The organism is Bacillus sp. FSL K6-1218 (assembly GCF_038006445.1).
GTDB lineage: Bacteria > Bacillota > Bacilli > Bacillales > Bacillaceae_G > Bacillus_A > Bacillus_A thuringiensis_S.
The window spans coordinates 677,860-699,009 of record NZ_JBBOVE010000001.1; the positions used below are offsets into that span (position 1 = coordinate 677,860).

Below are 21,150 nucleotides of genomic sequence, written 5' to 3' on the forward strand. Positions count from 1 at the left end.
TTTTTTTACATTAGTTTAGACAAGCCTTAATAATAGTTTATTAAAATGAAAGTGTATTCATTCATTATATTCACTGTGTATAAAGTTATAATGATATGAACATTTGCATATTTTAATTTATTGATAGAAATTTCGTGAAAGGTGGGATATTCTAGTCATAGGTTAACCGGACGACATCATAGGATCCTAACAAAATGTTTACAATAATTCAATTATAAAATGGAGGATTTTATATGAAAAAGAAAGTACTTGCTTTAGCAGCGGCTATTACATTAGTTGCTCCATTACAAAGTGTTGCATTTGCTCATGAAAATGATGGGGGACAGAGATTTGGAGTTATTCCGCGCTGGTCTGCTGAAGATAAACATAAAGAAGGCGTGAATTCTCATTTATGGATTGTAAATCGTGCAATTGATATTATGTCTCGTAATACAACACTTGTAAAACAAGATCGAGTTGCACTATTAAATGAATGGCGTACTGAGTTAGAGAACGGTATTTATGCTGCTGACTATGAAAATCCTTATTATGATAATAGCACATTTGCTTCACATTTCTATGACCCTGACAATGGGAAAACTTATATTCCGTATGCAAAGCAGGCAAAGGAAACTGGAGCTAAATATTTTAAATTAGCTGGTGAGTCTTACAAAAATAAAGATATGAAACAAGCATTCTTCTATTTAGGATTATCTCTTCATTATTTAGGTGATGTAAACCAACCAATGCATGCGGCAAACTTTACGAATCTTTCGTATCCACAGGGATTCCATTCTAAATATGAAAACTTTGTAGATACGATAAAAGATAATTATAAAGTAACGGATGGAAATGGATATTGGAACTGGAAAGGTACGAATCCAGAAGATTGGATTCATGGAGCGGCAGTAGTTGCGAAACAAGATTACGCTGGCATTGTAAATGATAATACGAAAGATTGGTTCGTGAGAGCTGCTGTATCACAAGAATATGCAGATAAATGGCGCGCTGAAGTTACACCAATGACAGGTAAGCGTTTAATGGATGCACAACGTGTTACTGCTGGATATATTCAGCTTTGGTTTGATACGTACGGAAATCGTTAAGTATTTAAAAAAGGTCAAATCTCAGAATAGAGTATTTGGCCTTTTTATCACTATACAATACATGGAGGTATGAAACGTGAAAGGTAAATTGCTAAAAGGTGTACTTAGCTTAGGTGTTGGTTTAGGAGCTTTATATAGCGGAACGGCAGCTCAAGCAGAAGCATCTACAAATCAAAATGATACATTAAAAGTGATGACGCATAATGTATATATGCTATCAACAAACTTATATCCGAACTGGGGACAAACTGAGCGTGCTGATTTAATCGGGGCGGCAGATTATATAAAGAATCAAGATGTAGTTATATTAAATGAAGTGTTTGATAATAGCGCTTCAGATCGTTTATTAGGGAATTTAAAGAAAGAATATCCAAATCAAACAGCAGTATTAGGTCGTAGTAGTGGAAGTGAATGGGATAAAACGTTAGGAAACTATTCATCTTCAACTCCTGAAGATGGTGGCGTTGCCATTGTGAGCAAATGGCCAATCGCTGAAAAGATTCAATATGTATTTGCAAAAGGATGCGGGCCAGATAATTTATCGAATAAAGGATTTGTATACACGAAAATTAAGAAAAATGATCGCTTTGTTCATGTAATTGGTACGCATTTGCAAGCGGAAGATAGTATGTGCGGAAAAACTTCACCTGCATCTGTACGTACAGACCAATTAAAAGAAATTCAAGATTTTATTAAAAATAAAAATATACCAAATAATGAGTATGTGTTAATTGGTGGTGATATGAACGTAAATAAGATAAATGCAGAGAACAATAATGATTCAGAGTATGCATCTATGTTTAAAACATTGAACGCTTCTGTACCATCTTATACTGGACATACAGCGACTTGGGATGCAACGACAAACAGTATTGCAAAATATAATTTCCCTGATAGTCCTGCCGAATATTTAGATTATATTATTGCAAGCAAAGACCATGCGAACCCATCGTATATAGAGAATAAGGTGTTACAGCCGAAATCTCCACAATGGACTGTTACATCGTGGTTCCAAAAATATACGTATAATGATTACTCTGATCATTATCCAGTAGAGGCGACTATTTCTATGAAGTAGTTTCAAAAAGTTTCTTCGTAAAGAAGAAACTTTTTTTATTTGCAAACAGGAAAATCATACTTTCTTTCCAATATGTATAAGACATATTGAGAAGAGGAGAGAAAAATGTGGATCGAGGAATTTTTAAAGAAGTTCCATTACCGTGTGCATTTTTGGATGAAGTGGCTTTAGATAGAAATATTCAATCGATTATAGAGTTAAGTGGAAATAAGAAGATTCGTATAGCGAGTAAATCGTTACGTTCTGTTCCGATTATGCAAAAGATTTTAGCTGCAAATGATCGATTTCAAGGTATTATGTGCTTTTCACCTAGAGAGATTTTATTTTTAATAGAACAAGGATTTAATGATTTATTGCTCGGATATCCTGCTTATGATGAAAGAGCTTTGTATGAAATTAGTTTGCTAACAAAGAAAGGTTTCATTATAACTTGTATGGTGGATTGTGAAGAGCATATTGTGTATTTAGAAAAAATTGCTGAGAAATCTAAAGGATGTTTTCGTGTTTGTTTGGATATTGATATGAGTAGTCGTTTTTTAAAATTTCATTTTGGTGTACAAAGATCCCCAGTAAAAAATGTGCAGGATGCGTTGAAAGTAGTAGAAAAGGTGAGAAGGTCATCATATTTAATGTTAGATGGTGTGATGGGTTATGAAGCTCAAATTGCTGGGGTGGGCGATCATATACCGAATCAATGGCTGAAAAGTAAAGTGATTTCGTATTTAAAGAAGAAATCAGTGTTAGAAGTGAAAGAAAGAAGAGAACATATTGTAAAAGCAATACAAAACCTTGGTATTGAGCTAAGGTTTGTAAATGGAGGGGGAACAGGAAGCATAAAAACAACAGAGAAAGATAATTCAGTTTCAGAGATTACAATAGGTTCTGCTTTTTATTCTCCGAAGCTGTTTGATTATTATAAAGAGGTGAAATTTCATCCAGCGGTCGGATTTGCCTTACCAGTTGTGCGTAAACCAGTCCCGTTTATTTACACTTGCCTAGGTGGTGGATATATTGCTTCAGGAGCAGTTGGAAAAGATAAAGAGCCTGAAGTTTGGAGACCGAAGGGTGCAAAACTATTAGCTTTAGAAGGTGCTGGCGAGGTACAAACGCCAATTTTTTATAGCGGCGAGGAACGAGTGGATATAGGAGAGTCCATTTTGTTTCGTCATAGTAAGGCTGGTGAATTATGTGAGCGCTTTCCTTTTTTGTATCGTGTTAAAAAAGGAGAGATTGTTGGGGAGTATTCAACATATCGGGGGGATGGCCAATGTTTTCTATAAAGGGGCAAAAGTGGAGGAATTGGACAGGGAATGTAGAAGGAACGCCGCATTATACGATGTATCCAGAAAGTATACAAGATGTAGTAGAAGTAGTGGGGCTTGCACGAAAAAAGGGGCGGAAAATTCGTGTTGTTGGTTCAGGACACTCGTTTACACCCCTTGTGCAAACCGAAGAAGTTTTAGTTTCTTTAGATGAATTGAAGGGCATTGTGAATATTGATGAAGAGAAGATGGTCGCTGAAGTGTGGGCAGGAACAAAGTTATATGATTTAGGAAAGTTACTTGAGGAAAAAGGTTATGCGCAAGAAAATTTAGGGGATATTGATTCACAATCTATTGCAGGAGCGATTAGTACGGGAACTCATGGGACGGGTGTTACCTTTGGGAGTTTATCAACACAAGTTATAGAGATTACCGCAGTTTTATCTACAGGTGAGAGTATAGTTTGTTCGGAAACTGTGAATGTGGAATATTGGAGAGCGTTTCAGTTGTCACTTGGAATGTTAGGTATCATTGTAAAGATAAAATTGAAGGTTATTCCAGCGTATTCACTCGTTTATGAAAGTGAAAAACAGTCATTATCTACTGTAATGAACAAACTAGAAGAATATAAGAAGCATCGTCACTTTGAATTTTTCGTTTTTCCTTATTCTGATGAAGTACAAGTAAAACTTACGAACGAAACAACGAATCAAGGCAGTGATTTGAAATGGCATAAACTAAAGGTGGAGTTACTTGAAAATAGGATGTTCTCTTTGCTATCTAAAGGGTGTAAATGGTTTCCGTCTATAAGTAAAGGAGTGAGTCGATTATCAGCTAAGGCTGTACCAAACACAAAAATAATTGGCCCGAGCTATGAAGTATTTGCTACATCACGTACGGTACCATTTTATGAAATGGAGTATAGCATTCCTTCAAAGTATATGAGGACGGTTGTAGAAGAAATCTCAAATCTTATTGAAAAGAAAAAGTATAAGGTGCACTTCCCGATCGAATGCCGCTATGTGAAAGGTGATGATATCTGGCTTAGTCCAGCCTATGGAAGAGATTCAGCGTATATCGCTGTTCATATGTATAAAGGTATGAAATATGCTGCTTACTTTGGCGAAGTGGAAAAAATTTTTCTGAAGTATGAAGGGCGTCCGCATTGGGGGAAAATGCATACATTATCGTATGAGCAATTACAAGATATATATCCAGAGTTTCATTCGTTTTTACAGGCGAGGAAGTCTCTAGATGAACTTGGAATGTTTTTTAATCCTTATGCAGAAAAGTTATTTATCCCGCATTAACGGGCAGTAACACTCCCGTCTCAAAATTCGCTGGGAGATAACCGCCCGTTTGGGAAGGGCTGATTAAAGTTTCACATTATGTATATGAAAAAGCTGACAAATAATTATTTGTCAGCTTTTTTTAGTGTAATTGCATTTCTTGTATGACTAATATGTTCATAAAATAGTAGTTTATCACGGCTAAATACATGCAGTAAAACATGAATAATGAATAGGCCGTTAATGATAAATAGGAATAACAATGTAACGAGTAATACTAAAGGTTCTGTATGATTTAACATAGAGCTACTAGAAAGAATATAATTGATTCCGCCTAACGCAAAATAAAATATACCGTAGCGAATAAATAGTTCTTTTAATGTAATACGATCTGATTTTCCTTTCAAATGAATGCGAAGCAATGCTTTCCCAATTGTTTTTCCATTCGTAAAGTATGGAAAAACAATAAAATAAATAAGGATTGAACACGTAATGAAAATGAGTTCATACATATTGGTGTAAGATTGCATATTAGAAACGAAGAAAGAATTTCCTTTGTTTTTAACGACAGGTACAACGATAGATAAGAAGATCCAATCAATTTGCATCGCGATAAGGCGACGAATAAATCCGACTGGTTTCGTTTCTAAATCAATATGACTATCTAACTCGTTTGTCTTCGGAAGGAAGTACGTAAATATTGGTGCAATGATAAAACCAATTACGCCACCTAATGTATTTAAAAACAAATCATCGATATCGAATAATCGGTATGCACAATTGTATATACCGTATAATCCAGTCACTTGTGTTAGCTCGAAAAATAGTGAAAAGAAAAAGGAAATGCAAATTGTTTGTAAGAAACTACGTCGGAAATAATAACGTAAGTAAATACCGAATGGAACAGTTAATAGGACATTAAATGCAACTTGTAAAAAAGCAGACTCTTTTAATAAGTAGAAATAAGTAGCCGGTTTCGTTAAAACTGCCGATGTATGACTACTAATCTCTTGTATGAAATAAAATGGTGAGAGTTGCATGTGTTGTGTATTAGCCGATTGTAGGCTACAAGTATCAAACGTTTGTGGCAACGGCAAAATAACAAGAAAATAGGCATTTAATAAGTAAAGTAATAATGAGTATAAAATAAATGAGCGCCATTTATTTAAATAACCGTATTTTCGATAATTAAATATTAGAAAAGGGATTAAAAGAAACATTGCTAAAAAGGGAAATAAAATAAATGCTGTTTTTACTGGAAATAAATATGCAGTCAAAGTGAAACTCCTTTCAATAAAAATTCGTTTATCATTATAGCGCTAAAAATATTTAAATACAAAGTTAAAATCTTTCGAAATAGAAATAATTACTAATTTTATAGGAATTAAGTTATAATAAATTTAATATAAGGATATTATGATTATGTAAGTTGAGAGAGGGTACAAGAGATGCGATATGAACTTTTTTCTGTAAGTGGGGATCATATTACGACTTTTGAAAGTGCATGGCGTTTTCAGGAGGGAGAACAGATTTTTGTTCATGATGATCAAACAAAAAGAAACTTTATTATTATTCGTCTGACGCATGATGTATTTCAACAAAATAAACATGTTATTCGTTTGTATTGTCAAGAAAAGAAAGTGTATGCATAAGAGAAGCCCTCTTACAGTATGAAAAGTAAGAGGGTCCTTATCTTGTTATTTGTGAACAGCCCGATTGACGAGGGCTGATTAAAGTTTCACTTTATCATTTTCCCCCTCGTAAGGAATAAAAAAAGAAGGGTTAATGCACATAGGTAGCATTTGATTTGGAAGAAAGGATATAGCCTTGTATTTTTTGCTTCAAAGTTTCATTGTTTTCTCTTTGAGAAAGCCATGTATGGTAATCTTGTTGTGTTTTCCATAACATACGAATCATATATTCTGCCTTATCATTTGTATGATGAACAGGTGAAAACTCTATGTTAATACAACCGTTCGTTCCGGGGGAAGGATAATATTGTTTAAGCCCATAAAGTAGCTCATTTTCATATTCGTACTTCATGTGAATGAGTTTAGTAACTATAAACATATAAACACCTCTTTTACGATAATAGTAGGAAAGATAGAATTACTATAATAGTGAACTTAAATGATATCATACTATTCAGAAAATTCAAAGTAAACGATAGATTTTAACTTAATAAAGGTATAAAAAAGCGAGTCATCTAGTGTAATAGAATGACTCGCTTTCAATTTGTAAGTTTCATTTTATAAGAAAATAAGAGTAAGTACACCTACGATAATACAATAGAAAGAGAAATATTTTAAATTTCCTTTTGCCATAATGTTCATAAACCATTTTAGTGAAATATACGTCATGATAAATGTTGCGATGAATGCAACGACATATGGTACGAATAATGTGTCTAGATTTGGATCATTTGCAATGTCTGTAATGCTTAACAATAAGCCACCTAAGCTAACAGGAATGTATAGTAAGAATGAGAAGCGAAGAGCTGTTTCTTGCTTCATCCCAAGTAACATTGCTGCTACGATTGTGGCACCAGATCGGCTTATTCCGGGAATCAGTGCGCAAGCTTGTGCTAATCCGACGATGATTGCATCTTTCATAGAAAGGTCGCCATCATTTTTACGACCGCGTAAATTTCTAATAATCCAAAGGCCGACAGCAGTAATAAGAAGAGAAATCCCAACCATCTTCACACCTTTTAAGTACTGATCGATGTAATCTTTAAATAAAACACCAATAACACCTGCTGGAATGGTTGCAATAACAAGATAAATAATAAAGAAGAAATCTGATTTTGCGTCTTCTGCTCTTGTAAATATATAAGAGAGACCATTCTTCGTTAGACGAATTAAATCATTTCTATAAATAAGTAATACAGCTAATAATGAAGCTGAATTAACAAGTAGTTCGAAGCTAAATCCTTCTATTTTTAGTCCTAGCAAATGTTGTGCTAAAACGAGGTGACCACTTGAAGAAATCGGAATTGGTTCTGTTAGTCCTTGGAACAGACCGAGAATTAAATATTTTAAAACGTAGTAAAATTGTTCCATAATAACCTCCTTGTTTATTAGTTGAAAGAAACAACTTTTCCATTATAACAAAGATATGGATGAATATTGAAAAGGAATAAATATTCGAAATAAAATAAAAATCCCTTATAGCAGTATAAGGGATTTTTATTTTTAATTAAGAAGTTACTGTTTCTTGAAGACTTTTAGACAATTGAACATCGACTTTTTCAGCATCATGAATATGATTCATAATAGTAGTATTTAATTTTTGGAACATTTGTTGTGTGTTAGCGAATTCTCGTAATATGTCATCATTACAAGACTTTTGGTTTTCAATAGCCTTAATAACATTTGTAGCGCCATTTTGTAACGTTTGAATCATAACTAAAATATTTTCAATTCTAGCGTTTGTATCGGCGCTCATTTCTACACCTTCATCGACTAAATGTAAATTATCTTTTGTATTATCGTATGCTTTTTCAATTTCTTCTTGAATTTTTTTCGTTAAGTTGCCGATGTTTTTTGTGCTTTCTGCTGTACTTTCCGCTAGTTTTCTTACTTCATTGGCAACGACAGCGAATCCTTTACCGTGCTCTCCAGCACGTGCGGCTTCAATACTCGCATTTAAAGCAAGTAAATTTGTTTGTGCTGCAATGTTTTGAATGACTTCTACAATTTGCTCGATTTCTTTTGAGCGTTCGCTTAGATGATTCATACTATTAGACGTGCGTTGAGATTGTTCACCTAATTTATTAATTACAATAAGTAAGCGGTGAACGGATTCTTTTCCTTCATTAGAGCAGTCAATAATTTCTGAAATAGACTGAATTAAGCTTTGTTCCTTTTGCAACATTTCATTATTTAACTCATTGGAATGTGTCGTACGTGTTGAAACATTTTCGAAACATGAACTTAATTGTTGAACTAAATTTTGGAGTGTATTGTGTTGGTTATTTACAAGTTGATGCTCTTGTACAACGCTTTGTACACGATCGTGGATAGTAGAAATAGTCTCTTGTTTTTCAATATCTTTTTGTTTCAATTCTGCTTCTAATTCTTGTATACGCTCTTCTAATTGAGCAATTGTATGTTGGAGTGATTTCTTTTGAGTAAACATATATTTATTTCAACCGCCTTCAAAAGTTATATTTTCTCTATATTTGGATTTTAGCATCTTTTGTATTTTTTAAATATAGGAATTGTTAAATATTTAAGAATCTATTACATTTTATTCATAATTTTCGTTTTTTCGTCACGAAAAATAAACTGTATTTAATCGTTTTGTAAACAAACTGTAAAATAAATCATGTATAACTGTATAAGAAGGGAGTCGGATTATGAACTATTTTAAGCGAATCAGTAGTCTAGTATTAGCAGGAATTATCGTTCTTTCTAGTACAGTCGCTGTAAAAGCAGAGTCAAACGACGAGAAACTTAACAACATGCAACAGCAATTGCAACAAAACGATGCAGAAATGCAAAAGAAAGAGCAAGAGAAGCAAGCTGTTAGTAAAGAAATTAAAGGTATCGAAAACGAACTACATAATTTAAATAATACAATTGCAAAAAATAAAGAGGATCAAGCTGCTATTCAACGTAAAATCGATGAAACACATAAGCAGATTGAGCAAAAAAAGCAAGAAATTGTCGTTTTAGAGGATAAAGTCCTTGCTCGTAAAGATATTATGAGAAAACGTATGGTTTCTGTTCAAAACAGTTCAAATACAAGTTTAGTAGTAGAAGTTGTGGTAGAGTCAAAAAACTTTGCAGACTTCTTACAACGTATGAATGCAGTTTCTACTATTCTAGAAGCTGATAAAGAAATTTTACGTCTACAAGAACAAGATCTTCGTCAAATTGAAGAAGATAAGAAAACAATTGACGAAAAAGAAGCATCTTTAGTAGTAGACAAACAAAAATTAGCAAAAGCACAAGCTGAACTGCAAGATAACTTGAAAAAACGTCAAGATAACTTACAAGTAGTTCAAGCTAAATATAATCAGGTTGCAAGTCAACTTAATTTAGCTGCGGAAGAGAAAGCTAAAATTGAGTCAAATATGAAGGCAGTACAAGAAACGATTGCTCGTGAGCAAGAAGCAGCAAGAATCGCAGCGGAAGAGCGTGCAAAAGCAGAAGCGGCTGCAAAAGCAGAGCAAGAAGCTTTAGCGAAAGCACAAGCAGAAATTGCTGAAAAGCAAAAACAAGAAAAAGCTAATAAACCAGCTGAACCAGTTGCTAATAATAATTCGAAGGTAGAACCTACAAAAACTGCACAACCTGAACCATCTTCTAAGCCAACTGCTGGTGGGAAAGAAATTTATGTAGAAGCTACAGCTTATACAGCTGATCCAGCGGAAAATGGTTATGCACCAGGTCAACAAGTATTTTCTGCATGGGGACACTATAACTTAACTGCAAACCCAGGAATGAAATTAATTGCTGTAGATCCAAATGTTATTCCATTAGGTAAGACTGTAAATGTTGAAGGTTATGGAGTAGCAATTGCAGCCGATACTGGTGGGGCTATTAAAGGGCATAGAATTGATGTTTTAATGCCAGATAAAGGTTCATCAAGTAGCTGGGGCAGAAGAACAGTTAAAGTTACAATTTTAAACTAACAAGTAATCCAACTTTACAATACGTAGAGTTGGATTTTTTTATAATATTAATGTTAAGTTGAGTTTACATTTTGTTAAGGGTAGCATACAATAATGGTGAGAGGTGGTAAATTTGACCATTTTAAACAGAGTAAAAGAATTAAGAGCTCGTTTTAATTTTACGCAAAGTGTATTAGCAGAAAAGGTTGGAGTAACGAGACAAACAATTGCTGCAATTGAAAAAGGGGATTACGTTCCTTCATTGTTATTAGCACTTACGATTTGTGATGTGTTCCAGTTAAAGATGGAAGACGTGTTTGTTTTAAATAAGGAGGGGGAAGAGGATGAATAGACTCGTATTTTCCTATATGCTAAATGTACTTTTAATGGTATTAGCAGGTTGGGCTTTTATTGAGTTATATTATTTTACTATTGAAGTCGCTAATTTTATTCAAACGAAGAGAGTACCATTCGAAGTTTCAATAAGTTTAATACCGTTCGGGTTACTTTTAACATTTGGTATTGTATCGACTGTTATTTATAAAATTCAAAAGAAAAAATATAAAGAGCTCTCGTATTGGATGTTTCCACTATTATTTCCTCAAGAAGATGAGCGTGAAAAGGCAATTACAGAAAAGGCTTGTCGTACTACATTTATGTCATTATGGTATGTGTTGCCTTGTGCAGTTGGTTTTTTAACTCTTTCTCCAATTGTTATTCTATATGTTCCTGCATATCCGATATATATTGCATTTAGTATCTTCTTTATTCAGATGACGATCTTTCACGTATCACTATACAGAAATAAATTAGCTTAAAAAGAAACCTTCTTGCACCGGCAAGAAGGTTTCTTTTCAGCTAATACTTGTACATATAGCGATATTATTTTATCATTTTATATAGAGTAAGATTTTGTAAGGGAAAGGAACTGTGTATGAATAAGCAAAGAATTTATAGTATAGTAGCAATTCTGCTATTTGTTGTAGGTGGCGTATTAATTGGAAAGCCATTTTATGATGGATATCAGGCTGAAAAGAAACAGACTGAAAATGTGCAGGCTGTTCAAAAGATGGATTATGAAAAGCATGAGACGGAATTTGTAGATGCTTCCAAAATTAATCAACCAGACTTGGCGGAAGTAGCGAATGCATCATTAGATAAGAAACAAGTAATTGGTCGTATTTCGATTCCAAGTGTTTCAGTAGAACTGCCTGTTTTAAAAGCTTCTACTGAAAAAAACTTATTATCAGGTGCAGCGACAGTAAAAGAAAATCAAGTTATGGGAAAAGGAAATTACGCATTAGCAGGACATAATATGTCTAAAAAAGGTGTTTTATTTAGTGATATAGCTTCTTTGAAAAAAGGCGATAAAATTTATTTGTATGACAATGAAAATGAATATGAGTATGCGGTTACTGGTGTATCTGAAGTAACTCCTGATAAGTGGGAAGTTGTAGAGGATCATGGGAAAGATGAGATAACGCTTATTACATGTGTATCTGTAAAGGATAATTCTAAGCGTTATGTTGTTGCTGGTGATTTAGTAGGAACGAAGGCGAAGAAGTAAAAAAGAAGGTGAACTCTTTAAAGAGTTCACCTTCTTTTTTACTAATGTTGAGAAATAATAGAATATTTTGGTTTGTATTTAAATATTCTTCTATTTATGTATAATAAAGTTAGAATTCTATATTTTAGGAGGAACAAGAGTGAGACAACAGGTGAAGAAGCTTCTTTTAACAACGAGTATAGCGTTATTGGTAGCTCCAATTTCAGCTTATGCGCATCCAGGGCGTACAGATGCTAATGGCGGACATACGTGTCGTACAAATTGTGAGAAATGGGGATTACAGTACGGGGAATATCATTATCACAATAAACCAGCTTCTAGTAGTGGTGCAACGAGCCCAGCTCCTAGCCAGAATAATAATAGTGCTGTAGAAGCTGAGAGACAAGGAGAAGCACAGCGCAATACTGAGGCTGAAAAAAAACGTGCTGCAGAAGCACAGCGCAACGCTGAGGCTGAAAAACAACGTAATGCAGAAGCACAGCGTAAAGCTGAAGAAGAGAGACAACGTGTAGCCGAAGAACAAAGAAAAGCTGAAGAGGCACGTAAGCAAGAGGAAGCGCAGCACCAAGCTGATATGGAAAAAGGTCAACTTGAAGGTCAAAAGAATGGAGAAACTGATTTTAAAGCAGGAAAAAATGATGCAGAAGTGCACGTAGCTGGAAAATCTGATGCATATAAACAAGCGTTTAAAGCGAATTATGCAGCCGCATGGTCTTTAGAAGAGCAGAAGAAAACGCATTTTGAAAAAGGAAAAGAACAAGGTTTAGCACAAGAGACGATGGACGATAGTCAAGTTGCTCCAGAGTTTAAGGTAAACTTTGCAGACGGATTCAAAGTAGGGAATAAAGAAAGAACAGAAAAAATTGAAAAAGAGCAAGCTGAGTTAGGGGGAAAGACAGGGAAAGAACTAGCTGAAAAGAATCCTGGAAATAGAGAGAAAGAAGTATACGTGAAGGCATATGAAACAGCGTATGAAAAAGGCTATAAGTCTACAAAAAAGGCAGTAGAAAAGGCTGGCTATAAGTATGCATTTGAAAACTATGATTTAAAAGTTCCTGCTAAGTATGAAAGAAATGAATTGTTAAAGAAATGGTTTACTGAAGGATTTAAATCGAATAAAAAAGCAGCGGAAATTCGAGAAGAAGGGTATAAAAAGGGAGACAGCTGGTTCTCATTCTTCTATAAGAGTTTCGTACCAAGTGAATATAAAGAACATAAAGAGCTGTACGAACAAGCAATAGAAAAAGGTAAAACGGCATAAAAAAGATGAGGAGAAATTCCTCATCTTTTTTAATCCATCCATTTCACTAATTTCTTAGAAATTAATAATAAAACACAACCTAATACAATTGCCACAGCGCCAATAACAGTGAATACCTCAGCGTATCCAAGTGAGGTTGTGAAGCTTGCAAGTTGTCCGCCTAAAATGTTGGCGATACCTGAACTTGCTAGCCATACACCCATTAGTAAAGATGCTAATTTTACCGGAGCAAGCGCACTGACCATCGATAGTCCGACAGGTGATAAGAATAGCTCACCTAACGTATGGAAAAGATACGTAAAGACGATAAATAGTAAGTTTGCTTTTTCTGTAATGTTATGTTCATCACTACCTGTTTTTAATGTAGCGATAACGAGAATGATATAACCGATACCAAGCAAGATCATACCAAGTCCCATTTTAGTTGGGATTTTTAAATCACCGCGCTTGCGAGTTGCAAGTTTTGCCCATAATGCAGAAATGACTGGAGCAAGTAAAATAATAAATAATGGATTGACCGATTGGAACCAAGATGTTGGAACTTCCCATCCGAACACAGAGCGGTCTACAAATTTGTTTGTATATAATGTTAACGAGCTACCAGCTTGTTCAAAGCCAGCCCAGAAGAAGACAACGAAGCATGTTAAAATGACGATAACTGCGGTACGCTGTTTTTCTTTTTTTGTTAACGGTGTATCTCCTACTGATGGTTGTCCATCTGTTGTTTGTAAATCGCGAGTTGGTTTTTTACCGATATCACCAAGGAAGCGATTTGATAATGTTGTAAATAAAATTTGTCCAATAATCATTCCGATTGAAGCGGCTAAGAAACCGTAACGGAATCCGTAATGTACAACGCCATCAACTGTTGTTTTGAATAAATTTTCTGATAAAAATCCGCAAACGAGTGGAGCTAAAAATGACCCGACGTTAATACCCATATAGAAAATGGTAAATGCACTATCACGTTTTGGATCGTTCTCTTCGTATAATTCTCCAACCAGTGTAGAGATGTTCGGTTTGAAGAATCCGTTACCGATAATAATAAGCGCTAATCCGAGGTATAGGCCTAATTGGTTTTGCAAGGCAAATAGTGTAAGGTTACCGATTGCCATTGTTATACCACCAATTGTGATCGCTTTTCTTCTACCTAGAAAACGGTCTGTTAAGTATCCACCAATCATTGGTGTGAAATAACAGGCTCCAGTATAAAATCCGTAAATAGAGAGTGCCCATGCGGGACTAAACCCAAGACCACCGCTTACTAAAGCTGTCGTTAAATATAATGTTAATAATCCTCGTAATCCATAGTAACTAAATCTTTCCCACATTTCTGTAAAGAAGAGTAAGTATAAACCTGGAGGATGTTTCTTTTTTCTTTGTTGTTCTCTTTCTAGTTGTATCGTTGATTCCATGTTATTTTCCTCCTGACACAAACAAAAACAAAGTTAATAATTTTGTACATTTAATATTTTACCTTATTAACTATTATAAGTCAATAAAGGTTGATTTTTCAGAAGAAATTGGAAAAGAGGGATAGCTATAGAATGGGTGTTTCTTTTATGTTAGACTATGGACTATGTTTTCTTTGTTAGGAAGCGGATTATTGCACTTTTTTATATGTGAAATTGATTTCATAAAAGATGAAATTAAAGAAGGAGAAACAAATGAAATTGTTACAGAAAAAAGAAATTTTACTGATTAGCCTTATGTTATTCTCGATGTTCTTTGGAGCGGGGAATCTTATATTCCCACCTTTCCTTGGGTATGAAGCAGGAGAACATGTGTGGATTTCATTAATAGGATTTATTATATCAGCAACAGGTCTTCCTATATTGGGTGTTATCGCTATTGCGAAAGCGGGAAGCTTTCAAACGTTAGCGGGTAGGGTTCATTCTTCATTCGCCATTATTTTCCCATGTATCGTGTATTTATTTATTGGACCAGGTCTTGGTATACCACGTGCAGGAAGTTTAGCTTTTGAAATGGGACCAGGTCAGTTCTTCACAGAGTCGGGAAGTGTAGTTTTATTATGTTACACGGTTATTTTCTTTAGTATTGTGTACTGGTTAAGTTTATCACCGTCTAAATTAATGGGGTTGTTCGGAAAAGTTTTAACACCGTTATTATTAGGTATGATTGCCCTTATTTTTATAAAGAGTATATTTACATCAGTTGGCAGTGTGAAAGAGGCTGCTGGAAACTATGGACAAGCTCCTATGTTCCAAGGCTTTTTAGATGGATATTTAACGATGGATGCGCTAGCCGCTTTAATTTTTGGGATTGTTATTGCAAATGCTCTTCGTGCAAAAGGTGTTGAAGATGATAAAGGTTTAGCGAAATATATGAGTATTGCTGGAATTGGTGCAGGACTATTATTATCTATTATTTATGTCATCCTTGGATATGTTGGTTCAATTAGCGGTTCGTTAGGTACATTTGATAATGGGGCGAACGTGTTAGCGCAAGTTATGACTACATTATTTGGGCAGGGCGGAGTCGTTTTATTAGGTCTTATTTTTACTATCGCATGTTTATGTGTTTCAATTGGACTTGTTACGTCTTGTAGTCAATTTTTTGCGAGTGCATTTCCGAAAGTATCTTATAAAGTGTGGGCATTTATAGTAAGCGTTGTTAGTATGATCTTAGCTAATTTAGGATTAACGCAAATTTTAAAAGTATCAGTACCAACTCTTGGATTTATTTATCCAATTGCATTAACGCTTATTATTCTAGGGTTATTCCATAATTATATTGGGAAGTATGCATACGTATATGCAGTAACTGTTTGGATTGTAGCAATATTTAGTGCAATCGATATTTTCAATAAAAATGTAATGATGAATCAGTGGACGTCGGTATTAAAATACATTCCGTTTTATACAGAAGGTGTTGGATGGATTGTTCCAGCTATTGTAGGCATGTGTCTTGGTTTCATCGTTAGCATTGCTTTAAATAAGAATAAATGAGTAAAAAGGTGTTTTCCTATTTTGGGAAGACACCTTTCTTTTTTTGGAAAAATACTATTGAAAATGAATAGACTAAGAGTATGATAAAGATAATTGGTAATATATAGGTTTAATGAAAGTTACGAATGAGGGGGTAGCATATGAAGAAGGATTTGGATAAGAAAACAGAAGCACTCGAAACGGCAATTGAAATGATTCAAGAAGCACTTGCTGAATTAAAGGTGAAGCAAAGGGAAATAGAAGTAGAAAACGCTCAGCAACATGTTAGTAAGGATAAGAAAGAATATATTGAAACGGTAATGGAGGAAAAGCCAAAAGAAGAAATAGTTAAGATAAAAGAGTCTTTGCAAGAACGTGAGGTAAAACAAGTAGATATATCTGCTTTTAAATCAGAGCCATTTAATATTATTAAGTTTTGTCAAACGTGGTTACCACGTGTATTTGTCGGTATTATGTTGCTTGGAGTGATCTGGTTATTTAAAGCAGGGGTAGATGCTGGTTTATTAACACCAGCGATACGAATTGTGTTTGGTATCGCATTATCTATCGGGTTGTATTATATAGGAGATATTCAAATTAAAAGAGAGCGGCAAGCGTTAGGATTAGTATTAGCTGGAGGAAGTATTACCGGGATTGTTCTAACAACGTTTGCAGCACATTATTTATATGGATTTATTCCGGCAAGTGTCGCGTTTCTCTGTAATATTGCATGGGTTATTTTAGGTATTTATTTAGCGAAAAGATATCAATCGGAATATCTCACTATTTTCGTAGCGGTCGGAGCGTTCTTCGTACCATTCTTGTTAAATAGTACGACTCCTAATCCTTATATTTTCTTTGGATATGAGACAGTATTAACACTTAGTTTATTATGGTATGCGTTGAAAAATCGTTATAAATACTTATATATGATTTCTTACGCTGTTGCTGCCATTGTCCTTTTCGTTTTCTTTGCTGTTATGTCAATGTTAGTAGAGAACTTGCAAATACAGTTAACGATTGTATATGGTTTGATTCATTTACTATTATTTTGGCATATGTTTACGGAGAGAAGTTTTATACTAGAACCACGTTTGGCGATATTTAGTGCGAATGCAGTGTTCTTTATACTAGCTATTTCAAAAATACCTGATTTTACAACATGGGGATTAATTATTAGTGCACTCGTGCATGCCGCTATGTTCGTATTTGAATATAGGAAAAATAGACATTCTACATTTACAAATCTCTTATTTGGTTTTGCAATGGGAGCATTTAGTTTAGCAATTTTATATGAGTATAGTTTAGTGAATGCAGCGATCGTACTATTATTACAAGGTTTCCTCGGTATGGTTACTTCTATTAAAGGAAAACAACAGATAAAATTGTATGTTAGTGCGACGGTTTACGCAATTGGAATGATACAGACTATTTTTAGCCCGTTTGATCAATTTATTTCGGCAGGCTTTGTTGCTCATCTTATTTTAATAGGAACATTCTATTATTGCATGAGACAAGCGAAAGAAGTGTTAGCGAGCTTCGGCAAATATATGTATTCTATAGTGCTCTATTGGTTTATGATAATTGTATTTATTACAATTACGAGAATCGGTGAAGTTTTATCTACAGATGGAAGCGTAATTAGTGTATCAGTATCGTTATTATGGATGGTATATGCATTATTTGCGGTTTGGTTTGGAAGAAATAGAAATATGAATGAAATATTATATGCTGGTTTAGTCGTTTTAGTCGTAACTGTAGGGAAGTTATTCTTACTTGACTTACCAGAGGTATCGATGATGATTAGGGCAGTGTTATTCCTAATCGTCGGTAGTATAGGTATCGTTATTTCAAGAATGTTTTTCTCGAAGGAAGAGAAGTGAGAAGAAGGCAATCCATGTATGGATTGCCTTTTTTATTATTTCTTATTAATTGTTACAGTTTCATTATATTTCGTTGTTGTATTTTGGCGTAGACGAAGCGTTGCTTGTCCAGTTGTATTTGAATCAATCTGTACATTTACAACTTTCTCAGCAGAGCCTAAGCTGTTTGTTGTGAAAGAGAATGCACTACTATATCCAAAAGCAGATGGCCAAGTGCCGTTTGCATTTTGTACTTTAGCCACTTGTGTTCCTCCAGTAGTGAAGATACCTAAAGAATAGTTGTTATATGTTGTATTAGGTAGTAAGTTGTTTACTTGAATCTTCATTTGGAAAATTTCATTGTTTGGTAGAATGCTAGGGTGTGTAACGACGTAGTCGCTTGTTGTTACCGCACCGTTATAACCGTATGAACCTGGTTTAAAAGTATTTGTATTAAACCATTGATAACCTGCATTTGGTGCACTCCAAGGTTCAGGTTGTGGTTCTGTTGATAAGCTTGGCTTTTCAAATGTTTGTAGAGCTGTAGGTGAATCAAGTTGTAAACCATTTACTTGATCTAAACTTGTAAATGTCTCTTTATTTGATAACCAATTTACGATGTTTTCTAATAAAATCGCATCGTTTTCTTCTTTATAACCATCGTAAGTTTTCTTTGTTTGGCCAGAATCTTCACGAACGTACTTTGGCGTAGCATCTTCAACAGGAGAAGAGTCACCAATAAAGGCAGCTTTTCCAAGTCCTACTTTTGCAATTGCAGTATATGGGCCTTCTGCAATACCACCGCCATTATAAACGCCACTATCAACAGCGTTATTCCATTTTGATGGATTTTCTGGAAGGTAAACAAGTCCTTTTGCTAGTTTTGGATTTGTAATTGCCAGAGTAGAACCAGCATGCATTGCTACAGACGAAACACCTTTTGTAATTCCGAAAGATTGTTCAGGCGATACAATTGTTTTCGCTGAAACATCACCAAGTGCATTGTAGCGGAAGCGAATACCGAAGTTGTCAGAGAGCCAATCAGAGCTTTCTACTCCTTGCATAGCTTGTGAATTTGCTTCTTCATTAGACATTCCTTTTGCTGGATTATCCCAAGCGCCGCGTCTATATCCATTAAATACTTCAGAAGAGTCCCAGCGATTTTTATTACGATCTGCATTGTAATGATCAGCAATAAAGAAGATACTACCACCATTTTTTACATATTGTAACATAGCGTCCTGCTCAGATTTTTTGTAAGGAATATTAGCTTCTGGAACGATAAATACATTGTAGCCATTTAAGTCTTCGTACGTAATAGGTGTTGATTTGCGAAGTTCTTTTACGTGATATCCGTTTTTTGCAATGCCGTTTCCGAAGTCAGAAAAGCCGCCGTCAATAACCCAGTCAGCTGTCCCAGCAGTTTGACCGTGTGTATTATCAAATAATACTTTCTTCCCATTGTTTTGATTTACAACTTTTGCAGCAATTTCAGGAGCTGGGTCTACAGAGCTTTCGGCATAAGTAGACGGTATGAACGAGGTCCCTATACTTAGTGTAATTGCTGTTGCTAAAGAAAATGTAATCCATTTTTTATTCTTCATAGAAGAATCCCCCTAATAATAAATATATGTGCTTTAATAATGTAATTTATTTTTCTGTAAAAATAAAGACGGAAAACATAAAAAATATTAAAAGATTGTAAAAATACCGTGAATTATGTTGAGAAATATTTATATAGATATAAAAACATCCCTTCCAAGTAATAGGGAAGGGATGTTTTGCTTAACTAATTTTTGAGTTAGGTGTTTCATCAATCTTATGAAACCCTTTCATGTAATATACGATTGCTAAGCCGATAAGCCAAATTGGGCCGACAATCAATGCAATTCGTGTATCTTCTGAATAAGCCATTATACCTAATACTAATACAAGGAAAACGAGTGAGAAATATGAGCTTAATGGGTATAAAGGCATTTTATACGATAACTTTTGTTTATTTTGAGTAGGCAAGCTTTTACGGAATTTAATTTGAGCGACTAATATAATTCCCCAAGTCCAAATGGCGCCGAAAGTTGAAATGCTAGTAAGCCATGTAAATACCTTTGCAGGTACGAGATAGTTTAATATAACACCAATGAGTAAAACGATAGCAGTTGCTACAATTCCTTGGCTTGGAATGCCATTTTTATTTAAACGACCAAATCTTTCAGGAGCTTTTTTCTGCTGAGCTAATGTATATAGCATACGGCCTGTACTAAATAAACCACCGTTACAAGAAGAAAGAGCTGCTGTTAATACGACAAAGTTAATAATACCTGCTGCTTTTGCGATACCAATTTGCTGGAATGTTAATACGAATGGACTGCCTTTCTCACCAAGTTCGTTCCATGGATAAATTGCCATCATAACGAATAATGCCCCAACGTAAAAGAGTAGAATTCTCCAAAATACGTTATCAATTGCCTTTGCGAGTGTTTTCTTCGGATTTTGAGCCTCGCCAGCTGTAACACCGATTAATTCAACGCCTAAATAAGCGAATAGTACCATCTGCATGGAGAGTAGTAATCCAGAAAATCCATTTGGGAACCAGCCACCATGTGACCAAAGGTTTGAAATACCAGTAGCGATACCACCGTTTCCGAATCCGAATAAAATAATACCAGCTCCGACTACTATCATACAGATAATTGTGACAATTTTAATGAGAGCAAACCAAAACTCAAGTTCTCCAAATACTTTTACCGATAAGAAATTAAAAGCGCTCATTAACAATAGAGCAAGTAACGCCCAAGTCCAGCGCGGGATATCTGGGAACCAGTACTGCATGTAAATACCAGCTGCTGTAATTTCAGCCATACAAGTAACAACCCATAAGAACCAGTAATTCCAACCAGTAATATAGCCAGCGAGTGGTCCAATATAATCATATGCATATTTACTAAAAGAACCAGCAACAGGTTGTTCAATTGCCATTTCCCCAAGCGCTCGCATAATGAAAAAAATCACGAGACCGGCAATCATATAGCCTAGTAAAATAGAAGGACCTGCTAGTTTAATGGCGGAAGCGGATCCTAAAAATAGCCCAACGCCAATAGCTGAGCCCAGTGACATTAAAGTAATATGTCGTTCTTTTAAACCACGATTTAAAGTTCCAGATTTGTTTGTGTGCTGCATA

Annotated in this window: 19 protein-coding genes; 12 read left to right on the forward strand and 7 right to left on the reverse strand. The window is 34.8% G+C overall.

The features are described from left to right. Positions 1–233 precede the first annotated feature (233 nt). From cerA to MHI26_RS03440, 4 genes are all read left to right on the forward strand, one after another. Positions 234–1,085 (forward strand): phospholipase CerA, encoded by an 852-nt coding sequence (gene cerA, locus MHI26_RS03425; RefSeq protein ID WP_000730997.1) that lies wholly within the window; start codon positions 234–236, stop codon positions 1,083–1,085. A 76-nt stretch (positions 1,086–1,161) separates the two neighbouring features. Beyond that, on the forward strand, positions 1,162–2,163 hold the full coding sequence (gene sph / locus MHI26_RS03430) for a sphingomyelinase C (protein WP_000676784.1): 1,002 nt from the start codon (positions 1,162–1,164) through the stop codon (positions 2,161–2,163). Positions 2,164–2,270: 107 nt separating this feature from the next. Then, complete coding sequence (locus tag MHI26_RS03435; protein WP_000373744.1) at positions 2,271–3,443, forward strand: amino acid deaminase/aldolase; 1,173 nt, start codon at positions 2,271–2,273, stop codon at positions 3,441–3,443. After that, positions 3,431–4,735, forward strand: coding sequence for a D-arabinono-1,4-lactone oxidase (locus MHI26_RS03440; RefSeq protein ID WP_061668130.1), 1,305 nt, complete (start codon positions 3,431–3,433; stop codon positions 4,733–4,735). The genes MHI26_RS03435 and MHI26_RS03440 overlap by 13 nt, the downstream gene beginning before the upstream one ends. 104 nt (positions 4,736–4,839) lie before the next feature. Here MHI26_RS03440 and MHI26_RS03445 read toward each other — a convergent pair whose 3' ends face one another. Beyond that, entirely contained in the window at positions 4,840–5,991 is a 1,152-nt protein-coding gene (locus tag MHI26_RS03445; protein WP_000128029.1) for a VanZ family protein, read from the reverse strand. A 171-nt stretch (positions 5,992–6,162) separates the two neighbouring features. Here MHI26_RS03445 and MHI26_RS03450 point away from each other — a divergent pair, with 171 nt between their 5' ends. Then, positions 6,163–6,366 carry a hypothetical protein gene (locus MHI26_RS03450; protein WP_001268332.1) on the forward strand — a complete coding sequence of 68 codons (204 nt, stop codon included), beginning with the start codon at positions 6,163–6,165 and terminating at the stop codon, positions 6,364–6,366. A 130-nt stretch (positions 6,367–6,496) separates the two neighbouring features. Here the strand turns inward: MHI26_RS03450 and MHI26_RS03455 are convergent, their stop codons facing one another. From MHI26_RS03455 to MHI26_RS03465, 3 genes are all read right to left on the reverse strand, one after another. Continuing rightward, positions 6,497–6,784, reverse strand: coding sequence for a hypothetical protein (locus MHI26_RS03455; RefSeq protein ID WP_000471254.1), 288 nt, complete (start codon positions 6,782–6,784; stop codon positions 6,497–6,499). A gap of 179 nt (positions 6,785–6,963) precedes the next feature. After that, the gene (locus MHI26_RS03460) at positions 6,964–7,776 is read right to left on the reverse strand and encodes an undecaprenyl-diphosphate phosphatase (protein ID WP_000434794.1); all 813 of its coding nucleotides are present in this window, start codon (positions 7,774–7,776) and stop codon (positions 6,964–6,966) included. 136 nt (positions 7,777–7,912) lie between these two features. After that, entirely contained in the window at positions 7,913–8,854 is a 942-nt protein-coding gene (locus MHI26_RS03465; RefSeq protein ID WP_000495034.1) for a methyl-accepting chemotaxis protein, read from the reverse strand. 220 nt (positions 8,855–9,074) lie between these two features. On the opposite strand from MHI26_RS03465, the gene MHI26_RS03470 reads away from it, so the two are divergent. The 5 genes from MHI26_RS03470 (at position 9,075) to MHI26_RS03490 (ending at position 13,162) form a co-directional block, all read left to right on the forward strand. After that, positions 9,075–10,355: a 3D domain-containing protein gene (locus MHI26_RS03470; protein WP_061668131.1), complete on the forward strand. Its 1,281-nt coding sequence runs from the start codon at positions 9,075–9,077 to the stop codon at positions 10,353–10,355. A 112-nt stretch (positions 10,356–10,467) separates the two neighbouring features. Continuing rightward, positions 10,468–10,686: a helix-turn-helix transcriptional regulator gene (locus MHI26_RS03475; protein ID WP_000154019.1), complete on the forward strand. Its 219-nt coding sequence runs from the start codon at positions 10,468–10,470 to the stop codon at positions 10,684–10,686. Continuing rightward, positions 10,679–11,152, forward strand: a complete 474-nt coding sequence (locus MHI26_RS03480) for a hypothetical protein (protein ID WP_001081106.1) — start codon at positions 10,679–10,681, stop codon at positions 11,150–11,152. The genes MHI26_RS03475 and MHI26_RS03480 overlap by 8 nt, the downstream gene beginning before the upstream one ends. Before the next feature lie 116 nt (positions 11,153–11,268). Further along, positions 11,269–11,901: a class A sortase gene (locus MHI26_RS03485; RefSeq protein WP_001041724.1), complete on the forward strand. Its 633-nt coding sequence runs from the start codon at positions 11,269–11,271 to the stop codon at positions 11,899–11,901. Positions 11,902–12,040: 139 nt separating this feature from the next. Next, positions 12,041–13,162 carry a YHYH domain-containing protein gene (locus tag MHI26_RS03490; RefSeq protein ID WP_061668132.1) on the forward strand — a complete coding sequence of 374 codons (1,122 nt, stop codon included), beginning with the start codon at positions 12,041–12,043 and terminating at the stop codon, positions 13,160–13,162. 29 nt (positions 13,163–13,191) lie between these two features. Here MHI26_RS03490 and MHI26_RS03495 read toward each other — a convergent pair whose 3' ends face one another. After that, the gene (locus MHI26_RS03495; RefSeq protein ID WP_000446272.1) at positions 13,192–14,577 is read right to left on the reverse strand and encodes a peptide MFS transporter; all 1,386 of its coding nucleotides are present in this window, start codon (positions 14,575–14,577) and stop codon (positions 13,192–13,194) included. A 252-nt stretch (positions 14,578–14,829) separates the two neighbouring features. Between MHI26_RS03495 and brnQ1 the strand changes: the two genes are divergently transcribed. Further along, the gene (gene brnQ1 / locus MHI26_RS03500) at positions 14,830–16,131 is read left to right on the forward strand and encodes a branched-chain amino acid transport system II carrier protein BrnQ1 (protein WP_000771652.1); all 1,302 of its coding nucleotides are present in this window, start codon (positions 14,830–14,832) and stop codon (positions 16,129–16,131) included. Positions 16,132–16,271: 140 nt separating this feature from the next. Beyond that, positions 16,272–17,993: a DUF2339 domain-containing protein gene (locus MHI26_RS03505; protein WP_061668133.1), complete on the forward strand. Its 1,722-nt coding sequence runs from the start codon at positions 16,272–16,274 to the stop codon at positions 17,991–17,993. 35 nt (positions 17,994–18,028) lie between these two features. Here the strand turns inward: MHI26_RS03505 and MHI26_RS03510 are convergent, their stop codons facing one another. Together MHI26_RS03510 and MHI26_RS03515 are read right to left on the reverse strand one after the other, a co-directional pair. Beyond that, complete coding sequence (locus MHI26_RS03510; RefSeq protein ID WP_061668134.1) at positions 18,029–19,576, reverse strand: hypothetical protein; 1,548 nt, start codon at positions 19,574–19,576, stop codon at positions 18,029–18,031. A 181-nt stretch (positions 19,577–19,757) separates the two neighbouring features. Next, positions 19,758–21,149 carry an amino acid permease gene (locus MHI26_RS03515; protein ID WP_001164897.1) on the reverse strand — a complete coding sequence of 464 codons (1,392 nt, stop codon included), beginning with the start codon at positions 21,147–21,149 and terminating at the stop codon, positions 19,758–19,760. Between the last annotated feature and the right edge of the window lies 1 nt (position 21,150).

What these genes read in the sequence shown, in the direction of transcription:
- MHI26_RS03485 (WP_001041724.1), top strand. Translation starts at nt 11,269, where the DNA reads ATGAATAAGCAAAGAATTTATAGTATAGTAGCAATTCTGCTATTTGTT.
- MHI26_RS03455 (WP_000471254.1), bottom strand. Translation starts at nt 6,784, where the DNA reads ATGTTTATAGTTACTAAACTCATTCACATGAAGTACGAATATGAAAAT.
- MHI26_RS03440 (WP_061668130.1), top strand. Translation starts at nt 3,431, where the DNA reads ATGTTTTCTATAAAGGGGCAAAAGTGGAGGAATTGGACAGGGAATGTA.
- cerA (WP_000730997.1), top strand. Translation starts at nt 234, where the DNA reads ATGAAAAAGAAAGTACTTGCTTTAGCAGCGGCTATTACATTAGTTGCT.
- MHI26_RS03515 (WP_001164897.1), bottom strand. Translation starts at nt 21,149, where the DNA reads ATGCAGCACACAAACAAATCTGGAACTTTAAATCGTGGTTTAAAAGAA.
- MHI26_RS03480 (WP_001081106.1), top strand. Translation starts at nt 10,679, where the DNA reads ATGAATAGACTCGTATTTTCCTATATGCTAAATGTACTTTTAATGGTA.
- MHI26_RS03505 (WP_061668133.1), top strand. Translation starts at nt 16,272, where the DNA reads ATGAAGAAGGATTTGGATAAGAAAACAGAAGCACTCGAAACGGCAATT.
- brnQ1 (WP_000771652.1), top strand. Translation starts at nt 14,830, where the DNA reads ATGAAATTGTTACAGAAAAAAGAAATTTTACTGATTAGCCTTATGTTA.
- MHI26_RS03470 (WP_061668131.1), top strand. Translation starts at nt 9,075, where the DNA reads ATGAACTATTTTAAGCGAATCAGTAGTCTAGTATTAGCAGGAATTATC.
- MHI26_RS03460 (WP_000434794.1), bottom strand. Translation starts at nt 7,776, where the DNA reads ATGGAACAATTTTACTACGTTTTAAAATATTTAATTCTCGGTCTGTTC.
- MHI26_RS03450 (WP_001268332.1), top strand. Translation starts at nt 6,163, where the DNA reads ATGCGATATGAACTTTTTTCTGTAAGTGGGGATCATATTACGACTTTT.
- MHI26_RS03495 (WP_000446272.1), bottom strand. Translation starts at nt 14,577, where the DNA reads ATGGAATCAACGATACAACTAGAAAGAGAACAACAAAGAAAAAAGAAA.
- MHI26_RS03465 (WP_000495034.1), bottom strand. Translation starts at nt 8,854, where the DNA reads ATGTTTACTCAAAAGAAATCACTCCAACATACAATTGCTCAATTAGAA.
- MHI26_RS03510 (WP_061668134.1), bottom strand. Translation starts at nt 19,576, where the DNA reads ATGAAGAATAAAAAATGGATTACATTTTCTTTAGCAACAGCAATTACA.